Genomic DNA, 10,035 nt, shown 5'->3' with positions numbered 1-10,035 from the left:
TCTTCTTGCTGTTACAAACGAAGCAATCTCTTGCTTCACATTAAGTTAGAGGAGTAGATTGCTTCGCAAGAATTCCTTTGTAAGATACCTCGCAATGACTTTTTCAATAGTTGCAGAATCCATTTTAGAAAATAAAAAAAGGAGATGATAAAGTGAAAAAAATTACGATCTTACTGGTAATTATAATTGGATTTTACCTTTCGGCAAACTGGGTAGAAATCCCGGAAAATTCTCAAGAAAAACTTTTCGAACACCTATCAGGAGATAGAAATGCAATCGAACTAAAATTTTCTTTGAATGGTTATGAGATGGAATCAGTTTCCGAAAGAGGTGAGACCTTTCAGAAAATAACCTATTTCAATGAAGGTGAATTTCTGGAAATCGGGAAGCCTGACTTACCGAGATTCACTCGTTTAGTTGCTATTCCTGACAAAGGAGAAATTTCGATCGAAATCATTTCTTTTGAGGAAGAAATTCTCTCAAATATGAACATCTATCCTCGGCAGGAATTGCAGTTGGAAAGCGAACCACCAAGTACAGACTTCGTGATCGATGATAGATTTTATTCATCTGGAAATATTTTCCCTGGAAAGATCGTAGAAACCGGAACACCAGCTATTATGAGAGATTTTCGAGTTGTTAATGTAACTGTAAATCCTTTCCGGTATGATCCTCAGAAAAAAGAACTAAAAATAATAAAAAACATTAATTTCAAGGTGAATTGTTTTGGAAAAGGTGGAGAAAATATTAAAACTTCCAGTCGTCATATTTCACGAGCTTTTGAGTCGTTATATACAGCAACCATCCTCAATTATAATTCATTGATTACCAGAGATGAAGAATTTCAACAGCCAAACTACCTCTTTATCTATCCCAATAATAATCAAGTCGAAACCTGGCTCGACTCGCTGGTTAACTGGAAACACCGGAAAGGTTTTGAAGTAACAGCAGTTAATACTTCCGAAACAGGTTCATCTTCTTCTCAAATAAAAAATTATATCCAGGATGCTTATGATAACTGGGATAATCCACCCGAATTTGTTTGTCTGGTCGGAGATGCAGGAGGAAGTTTTAATATTCCAACTTCAGGTGGAGACCAATATTATACCTTATTGGAAGGTAATGATATTTTAGCTGATATTTTTATTGGAAGACTTTCATTTAACAGCCTTACGGAATTTCAAACGATTGTGTTCAAAATACTTGGTTATGAGCGAAATCCTTATCTCGATGAAACTGATTGGTATCATAATGCTTTATTAGTAGGAGATCCGTCTCATTCCGGTCAATCGTGTGTCATTACTCAAAAAAATATCAAAGAAATGATCAATGATAATGAAGATGGATTTACCTTCGATGAAGTATATGGCGGATCCTTTGTTTCTCAAATGAGTTCGGGTTTGAATAGTGGAGCAAGTTATTTTAATTATCGCGGTTATCTTGGGATGAGCGGTTGGGGTAATAGTAATACCAGCAGTTTAACAAACGGTTACAAATTACCTGTAGCTGTGATTCTAACTTGCGGTACCGGTGATTTTGAAGGAACAAATAACTGCCGCAGCGAATATTTCCTGAAAGCCGGAACTCCATCGGTTCCTAAAGGAGCAATTGCAGCTATTGGGACCGCAACTTGCGGAACACATACTTGTTTTAACAACAGTGTTGATATCGGGATTTATTATGGAATTTTCCAGGATCATATTTATCATATGGGTGGAGCTTTAAATCGCGGGAAATTGAATTTATACAATAATTATCCCAATCAATCAGGGTATGTTCACAATTTTTCTTATTGGAATAATCTGATGGGTGATCCGGGCATGGAAATATGGACAAATGATCCCCAGGAGATGATGATCTCTTATCCTCCTTTAGTAGCTTTGGGAACCAATTATCTTGAGGTTACAGTGCAGCATAATGTGACTCATATTCCTCTTGAAAACGCCTGGGTAACAGCTTTAATGGGAGAAGATGAAATATTTGCTACCGGATTTACTGATTCGAATGGGGAAGTATATTTACCTATCTACACGGAAAATACAGGAAATGTAAAATTGACTGTCACCAAACATAATTTCATTCCTCACCTGGGTAGTTTCAATATCGAACAATCAGATGTTTTTGTGAATGTTAATGAATGGAATATCGACGATGACTTGAATGGAACTTCGAATGGTAATGATGATGGAATGATCAATCCCGGAGAAGATATCGAGTTTGGAATAAGTCTGAAAAACTATGGAACAACAGATGCAAATTCGATTACAGCTTCTATTATTTCCTCGAATGATTTTATCACAATTACAGATAGTGATGAAGATTATGGAACAATATTACCCGGAACATCGATATATTCTGATGATGATTTTGATTTCAGTATAGATCCTGCCACACTTGGTGGTTCGGAAATGATTCTCGATGTTCAAATTAGTGATGGTGACAGGACAGAATGGGATGATCGAATATATCTTCAAATCGAAGGAGCAAATCTGGAGACAAGGGATTATATTATTGCAGATTCAAATAATAATATTCTTGATCCGGGAGAAACTGCTGAATTGGAAGTTACCATAGAAAATATCGGTTCTGTGTCATGTTCGGATGTCAATGGGATTTTATCCTGTAATAATGATATGATTACCATTAACGATCCTGATGGATATTATGGGAATATTTTACCGGATACAGAAGTATCGAACAGCGGAAATAGATTTGAGGTTACTGCCAATACAAATCTTTTGCCCGGCACTCAAATTATTTTGGAATTGCAGCTTTATAATGCTGCCGGATATGATAATACAGTCAGTTTTTTGATAGATATCGGAGTAGTGGAAATAACAGATCCTCTTGGTCCGGATGCTTATGGTTATTACTGTTATGATGACGGAGACACGGATTACTATAATGTTCCAATTTATTCATGGGTTGAGATCGATCCTACTTATGGAGGTTCCGGAACTGTCTTATCTTTGAGTGACGGAGGAAATACAGGTGCAATCCAAAATGTTGACCTGCCTTTTTCCTTCCGGTTTTATGGAATCGATTATACGGAAATAACTGTTTGTTCAAACGGTTGGATCGCTCCGGGAACAACAGAAATGTATTCTTTTATGAATTGGCATATTCCCGGACCGCTTGGTCCTTCTCCCATGATCGCTCCTTTCTGGGATGATCTGAAAACTTCCGGTGGCCATGTCTGTTATTATTTTGATTCAAACCTGCACTATTTCGTGGTTGAATGGTCTCACCTGCAAAACGAATTTAACAGTGCAGAAGAAACTTTTCAATTGATCCTATATGATCAGAATTTTTATCCGACCTCGACCGGAGATGGTGAGATATTATTCCAATATAAAGTCGTGAATAATGTTGATCAGGGAAGTTATAGAACTCAACACGGGCAATATGCAACTGTTGGCATCGAAGATCATACGAGTTTTATTGGTCTGGAATATACATATAATTATTCTTATCCTACTGCTGCCAAACCATTAGAGAATGAAATGGCTCTCCTTTTTACAGGTCCTCCGATTTCTCCGGAAGAACCGTTTTTAGTTCTGGGTGGAGTCAATTCTTTTGATGAAAACGGTAATGGGATCATTGATTATGCAGAAAATGTCGATCTGCAGATTTTATTGAACAATATGGGAGAAAATCCTGCAACCGGAGTTAGTGCAACCATTTCATCAAACAATGAATTTCTTATTATCAACGAAGATACATCATTATATGATGATATTCAGGGAGGAACATCAGGAAGTAATCTTACTGATTTTAATATTACTATTTCAGCCGATTGCCCTGATGAAGAGATAGTTACTTTTGAAATCATTGTGATCAGTAACGAAGATAGCTGGACATTATATTTCCAACTCGAATTACATGCACCTGTTATCGACTATTCCAGTTTATTCATAGATGACGGCAACAATAATATCCTCGATCCGGGAGAGACGGCAGATCTGTATATTTCCTTTACCAATGAAGGTGGCTCGGATGCTTATTCGACAGCTGTTGCTTTTTCTACCAATGATCCCTACATTACTTTGAATTCCAATGCATTTGATTTTGGAAATATCGATATTGGAGCAACAGTCACAGCGATGATTAATGTAACTGTTGATGAGGAAACAGAAGTCGGACATATCGCGATGGTCGATTGGATACTACAGGGAGATTTTGATTATGAAGTGAGTGGTGAAATATCACTGGCAATTTCACAAATCCCTGTTTATGTTGAAGAACATTTTAATTCTTTTCCTCCAGCAGGATGGCATACCGAAGGTGGATCAAATTGGGCTTCAGGAAATGGAAATTATGCGGGTGGCTCACCTCCGGAAGCACAATTCAGTTATTCATCGGCGCCTATTTCTACTCAAAGATTAGTATCAATGCCAATAAATACTATGGGTTCATCATCATTGGAACTGGAATTCAAACATGCGATCAATGATTTTTCAGGTAGTGGTTATGTTGTCAGAGTCGAGACCACAAGTGACGGTACGAATTGGAACACTGTTCAAACCTGGAATCCCCAGAATTTGAATGCAACCACGGAAAATATTTCGGTCTCCACTCCGGATGTTGGTTCTGGCTCTTTCCAAATTGCCTGGACTTATGATGGAGATCCATGGGATATAAATTACTGGTATGTGGATGATATTTATATTGAGAGCGGTTCTCCGCAGATCATGGGTTATATTGCCGGGAATGTTGTTTTAGAGGGTGGAGCTGGTGATATTGAGGAAGTTCAGATTACAGCTGGAAGTTTTATCACCCATCCTGATGAAAATGGTGATTATATTCTTCCGGTTACTCCCGGAACTTACGATGTTACTGCCAGTTTGGAATTTTATGAATCAGTTTTGATGAATGATATCCAGGTTTTTCCTGATGAAACTATCGAACTTGATTTTGTCTTGTATTTCATGGCTTCACCGGAAAATCTAATTGCTTCGGTAACAGAAAATGATGTTGAGTTAAATTGGGAAATGCCGGAACAACTGTTGAGTATGATTGGAACATCAGAAAGGAATAATCTCTCATCATCAGTTAATGATAATGATAAAAAACCTGAAATCAATGAGAAAAGTAAACTGACAACAAGTAGAACTCGCTCTTTAACTGGATACAATGTCTATCGTGATTCTGAAATAATCGCAGAGATATCTGATATTGAAATCACAAATTATTCCGATCTTGATCTGGAAAACGGAGAGTATGAATATTATGTAACTGCAGCTTATGACGGAGGAGAATCCGAACCTTCAAATATGGAAAATGTTGTCATCGATGTTAATGCTATTGAAGAAATAACAATTCCTGAAATTACCCAACTTCTCGGTAACTATCCGAATCCGTTCCATTCATCGACTACAATATCTTTTTCTTGCCACAGAGACGCAGAGGACACAGAGATTTCAATTTACAACATCAAAGGTCAGAAAGTGAAGACTCTCATAAGTAAGAATATTACAGCTGGTTATCATGAAATTACCTGGGATGGAAAAGATGATAATCGGCAAACGGTTTCATCCGGAATTTATTATTATAAGTTACAAACAGGGGAATATACGAGTATTAAGAAGATGATCCTTATGAAGTAAGAGAAGCAGGAAGAGTTTCTTCATATAGAAGTATTGAGAGGGTTCGATGCAAGAATTCCTAAATACTTCATGCTGAAATAGAGACAACTTCCGAATGTTCCGATTTATCGGTTCTTCGGAATGTTAGATTTTCTTTTATCAACAATCGGAAGAGCTGCGCACATTCCGATGTTTAGATAGATATCAATCGTAAAAGCCGGAGTATGAATACAAAGTGTATGAATACTTACAATATTAATACTTACAGTATTTTTACTTCAGCTTTTTTCTTTTGACACCGATTTTCACCCCTATTCCCAACGACATATTAAAATCCCAATTAAACAGGTCAAAAAAGTTCTAAAGTTTTGTTATTAAGCAACAATCTTTATCAATTTCAGGGTATCGTTATGACTAATAAAAAATGAAATTCTGACTTTACTATTATTTCATCAATAAGAATAATTCAAAATAGTTACTATAAATGGCTTCAAAATCACATTTTCAGTGTATTTCTATATTCCAAAAGGAATGTAAGGAGAATTAGTTAATCCGGCATAAAGATTTTATCATAGTCATTACAGCCTCTCAATTAATTGGGTGTAAGCAATTAGCAGATAAATTTTTTACAAGTTTAATTTATATAAATTGCAAACAGTTAGAAGCAAATAACAATTTGTTTTAAATGAAAAATCTATTATAAATTAGGACTTGATTATGTCAAAAAAATGAGGTGTGAAAATCGGTGTTCAATGATTCGGATATTGCTTATCAATACAGTGAAAATCTCTGGCTCAAACAGGCATTCTCCAATTTTGATAAAAAGAAATTTGATAAAAGAAAAGTTAAGTCTGTTATCCTTGCAGACAATTTTGGAGAATCAAACTGGTATAAATTTTATCGAGCAGTTAAATGGTATAAAAAGCAATTCTTTACATTTTGTGATGAAGAAGGATTGAAGATTCCGAATGAGTATGTGAAATTCGGATAGACTTCAGAAAACACAAAACTTGCTAATTCTTTGAGTGTTAACAAATTTAAGATAATAATAATCGTTAAATAAGTTCTATCAAATTCCTGATTCACAAACTGTACTATTTCAAACAATATTACAAATCCGCAAACGGACTATCATTAACGATCACTTCTTTTTTCTTCTTCTGCTTTTTATATTTATGCCAATCATCTTTAGCTTCAATTGCAGATTCCGGAAGATTGGTCGGTTCTAATGAAATTCTTTTCTTTTCTCGATCTATTCTAACAACACGAACTTTTAATTCTTCCCCGATATTAGCTTTATCGAGTTTCAAACCTGCCAGTTTTATTTTGGAAGAAGGAAGCAGACCATCGACTCCATCTTTAATCTTGATGAAAGCACCGAAATTTACTATATTCTCAATTTTACCGGTAATTATATCATTTTCTGTGATAACTTCTTCAATATCATCCCATGGATCGGGCTGTAGAGCTTTCAAGGAAAGAGAAATCTTCTTCTTTTCATGATTTATTCTCATTATTTGAGCTTCCACCTGATCACCTTCCGTGACAACTTCCGAAGGATTATTAATTCTTCGCCCCAAAGCAAGTTCTGAAATTGGAATTAATCCTTCCACTCCCGGCTTGATCTCGACAAAAGAACCAAATGGTTGATTCCGAAGAATGCGACATGATACAACATCGCCTTCTTTAAACTCTTCTAAAGCCTGTTCAAAGGGATTTTCACTCATCGCTTTTAAACTGAGCGAAATTTTCTCACCTTTAATATTAATGATCTTTGCTTCGATTTCATCTCCGATATTCATCATTTCTGAAGGTGATTCTACTCTTGCCCAGGAAAACTGAGAGATATGCAAAAGACCTTCGATCCCACCAAGATCGACAAATGCACCAAAATTAGTTAATCTTGTAACTTTTCCTTTCACGATCGAATTTAATTCCAGTTTACTCAAGGTCTCATTCTTCAGTTTATTCTTTTCTTCATCGAGAATAACCTTGCGTGACGCTACAATATTCCGCCCATTTTCCTTAAATTCTATGATGATAAAATCGAGGTTCTGACCTAAAAATTCTTTGGGATCTTTCACGAATTTATTATCGATATGAGACATTGGACAAAAAGCTCTGACTCCAGAAATATTGATCAAATATCCTTTGTTGATCATGGATACGACTTTGCCGTTTACAGGAATTTTCTCTTCGAAAGCTTCTTTTAAAATTCTTTTGTTTACAGAAACCAGGCTTTTAGAGATCAATGTTTCGGTTTCAGTATATTTGGTCACATAACCGGAAAGAGTATCTCCAATTTTGAAAGGTAGATTTCCGTTTTTATCCAGATAGTCAACCTTTTCAGCATAAGCATCCCGTTTCCCTCCGATAGAAATAAAAATATAAGAATCTGTGATATTCAGGATTTCACCTTCTATTTTATCTCCAACATCCAGTTGAGGAATGTTTAAAAGCGAATCTTCCAGCATTTGAGCGAATTCTGTGTTTTCTCCTGATTCGGATGTTTCCGGAATTTCTTTTTCTTCCTGTTCAATTTCTTCAGATACAATTTCATCTGATTTTTCAACTATTTCAGGTTCTTCTATATTGCTTTCTGAATTTTCCAGAATTTCTTCTTTTTTTTCAATTATTTCATCTTTTTTTTCCATTAATTCTCCCAACTTACAAATTATTATGCCAAAAAGAAAATCGGGCTTCTCTTGTCCAGAATTTTTTAAGTTTGATAAAAATAATGAGTTACGGAGCTATCTCACCACAAAGACACGAAGACACACAAAAAACAACATAACAGGAAATAGTGTCAAGCTCCCCACTATCGGAGAGCTAATAGTTCCATTAAGATGAAACCTGATCCGTAAAACAAGATGCCGAACTTGTCCATTTTAATCAAAATCCTATCTCCTTATTTTGTAGGAAATTAAAATGGGTTTCATAGGAGTTATGCACTAAATGGTGTTTCTTCTTCCTTTTTTCAGTTCCTTTGTCTTGTCCCTTGTTCCTTTCACCTTGCCACTTTTATGTCTTCAGCTTCTTCTTCTCAGCTGCCGGAAAAAGAATATTATTCAGGATCAAACGATAGCCGGGAGAATTCTTATGCAGATCGAGAACCGTTTCAGGATCTCCAATCCGATGCTGATAATCTTCCGGATCATGTCCGCCATAAAAAGTAAAAGTTCCTTTTCCGAAATTTCCATGCAGGTATTTAACTTCATCGACTCCAGGAGATTCACCGAGAATGATCACACTTTTCTTTACATATTCTTTATGAAAAGAAGTTGTCTGCCCCAGAAATCCATTTATCACATTTATATGACATTGAGTCAGCATGGTGGGAACAGGATCGTATTTTGCAGAGAAATCAAACAACTGGAAAAAATCCTGTTCGGGACCACGCAATTTGGCATAATCACTGGCATCTATTGTAGAAAATTCATAAACATAAGGACTGGGAATTAGAGTGAAATTCTCAAATGCAAAAGTGCGCTTAAAATCCAATTTGGATTTGAAATTAGGATCTTTTTCGTCTCCATCAAAAACAGATTCGCAAATATCAAGGTTGATAGCTGCTTGAGCAATATCAAAAGTATCACAGGCAGCACACATGGCAAATAAAAATCCACCGTTTTTCACATATTCCCTGATCTTTTCCACAACTGCATGTTTCATCTGCCAGACTTTGCTGTAACCAAGACTATAAGCCATATCCTCGTTGATCCTGACATCTTCTTTATACCAGCTGGTATTACGATATGCAGAATAAAATTTTCCGTATTGCCCGGTAAAATCTTCATGATGAAGATGAAGCCAATCATAATCAGCAAGTTTGCCTGAAAGCACTTCTTCATCCCAGAGCGTTTCATATTCTATTTGAGCATAAGTTAAAGCAAGAGTTACGGCATCATCCCAGGGTTGTTTGTTGGGAGGAACATAAACTGCAATTTTCGGCTCTTTTTCCAGGACGACAACATCCATATTGGAAGCATCGATCTCATTCATGATATTAACAACTTCTAACGAGGATATTTTCTCATAACTGACCCCGCGAATATTACAGAGATTTTCCAATTCCGGATAATCAGGAAAGAGCCAGGAACCTCCTCGATAATTTAAAAGCCATTTTACCACGATCTGTTTTTTCAGGGCTTCAAAAGCAATTCCATAAGCCTTTAGATGATTCGTTTGCGAAAAGCTGTCCATCGGGATCAGGATTTCAGCGGATATCGAAATGCTGATCAAAAATATTAATGCTATTAAGATATATTTCATTTTATTTCCTTGTTCTTTAACAACTTCCGAATGTGCGAAGCCCTTCGGAATGTTGTGATTCGTCCCAATTCAGCTCACCCAAAACAATCGGAAGACCTGCGGACATTCCGATGTTGTCTCAACTTCCGAATGTGCGAAGCCCTTCGGAATGTTGTGATTCATCCCAATTCAACTCACC

Annotated in this window: 4 protein-coding genes; 2 read left to right on the top strand and 2 right to left on the bottom strand. The window is 36.3% G+C overall.

From position 1 onward, the window contains the following. Positions 1 to 152: 152 nt before the first annotated feature. Both ENL20_03360 and ENL20_03355 read left to right on the top strand, forming a co-directional pair. Positions 153 to 5,606 carry a T9SS type A sorting domain-containing protein gene (locus tag ENL20_03360; protein HHE37595.1) on the top strand — a complete coding sequence of 1,818 codons (5,454 nt, stop codon included), beginning with the start codon at positions 153 to 155 and terminating at the stop codon, positions 5,604 to 5,606. Between the two features lie 724 nt (positions 5,607 to 6,330). After that, entirely contained in the window at positions 6,331 to 6,576 is a 246-nt protein-coding gene (locus ENL20_03355) for a hypothetical protein (protein HHE37594.1), read from the top strand. A gap of 118 nt (positions 6,577 to 6,694) precedes the next feature. On the opposite strand, the gene ENL20_03350 is transcribed toward ENL20_03355, so the two are convergent. Both ENL20_03350 and ENL20_03345 read right to left on the bottom strand, forming a co-directional pair. Beyond that, complete coding sequence (locus ENL20_03350) at positions 6,695 to 8,239, bottom strand: S1 RNA-binding domain-containing protein (GenBank protein HHE37593.1); 1,545 nt, start codon at positions 8,237 to 8,239, stop codon at positions 6,695 to 6,697. 367 nt (positions 8,240 to 8,606) lie between these two features. Further along, positions 8,607 to 9,857 (bottom strand): asparagine synthetase B, encoded by a 1,251-nt coding sequence (locus ENL20_03345; protein HHE37592.1) that lies wholly within the window; start codon positions 9,855 to 9,857, stop codon positions 8,607 to 8,609. Positions 9,858 to 10,035 lie beyond the last annotated feature (178 nt).

This window comes from Candidatus Cloacimonadota bacterium (assembly GCA_011372345.1).
Lineage (GTDB): Bacteria > Cloacimonadota > Cloacimonadia > Cloacimonadales > TCS61 > DRTC01.
Note: the sequence above shows the minus strand (reverse complement) of the source record. Positions and strands in the feature narration are given on the sequence as shown.